The sequence below is a fragment of the Noviherbaspirillum denitrificans genome, assembly GCF_002211445.1.
GTDB lineage: Bacteria > Pseudomonadota > Gammaproteobacteria > Burkholderiales > Burkholderiaceae_D > Noviherbaspirillum > Noviherbaspirillum denitrificans.
The window spans coordinates 4,152,146-4,152,830 of sequence record NZ_LSTO01000001.1 but is presented as its reverse complement, the minus strand read 5'-3'; the positions used below and the strand labels follow the sequence as shown (position 1 = coordinate 4,152,830).

Genomic DNA, 685 nt, shown 5'->3' with positions numbered 1-685 from the left:
AGCGACGCCGCGCGCCGCGCTGGCCGGCGCCTGCAACGCGGTGTACCGCCGGGAGGACGGCACCATCGTCGGCGACCTGATCGACGGCGAAGGCTTCGTGCGCGCCTTCGACCGCGCGTGCGGCGACACGCCGTTTTCCTGGAACACCTCGAGTGCGCTCGTCGTCGGTTGCGGCGGCGTGGGCCGCGCGATCGCGGCATCGCTGGTGAGCCGCGGCCTGAAGCACCTCGGCCTGTTCGACACCAACCAGCAACTCATGGACGACCTGCGCGAACGCCTGGCAAAAGCCTTCCCCGACGCGACCGTCGAGCAGCGCGACGCCAAGGCCGCCGGCCACGACCTGGTCGTCAATTGCAGTCCGCTCGGCATGCATCCGGACGACCCGATGCCGATCGCGCTCGACGGCATCAAGCCGGAATGCATCGTCGCCGACTGCGGCATGAAGATCGAAATGACCAGGCTGCTGCGCACCGCGCAGGAGATGGGATGCAGGATCCAGAGAGGCAAGGAAATGCTGATCGAACAGGCACCGCTGTACATGGAACTGTTCGGTTACCCCGGCGCGACCGCCGCGGAATTCCGCTCGCTGGCTGCATTGTGAAGGGCGCCGGCGGCAGCGCCGGACGACACCAATAAAAGAACAATAGTTTTCCCCGGACATGGACCGGACCGCGCAACAACTCAA

The 685-nt window shown here is 66.6% G+C and carries 1 protein-coding gene; it reads left to right on the top strand.

Going from position 1 to position 685, the window contains the following annotated elements; all coding sequences use genetic code 11:
* Positions 1-601: shikimate dehydrogenase family protein (locus AYR66_RS20125; RefSeq protein ID WP_206047236.1), on the top strand; the 601-nt coding region annotated here is incomplete at its 5' end.
* Between the last annotated feature and the right edge of the window lie 84 nt (positions 602-685).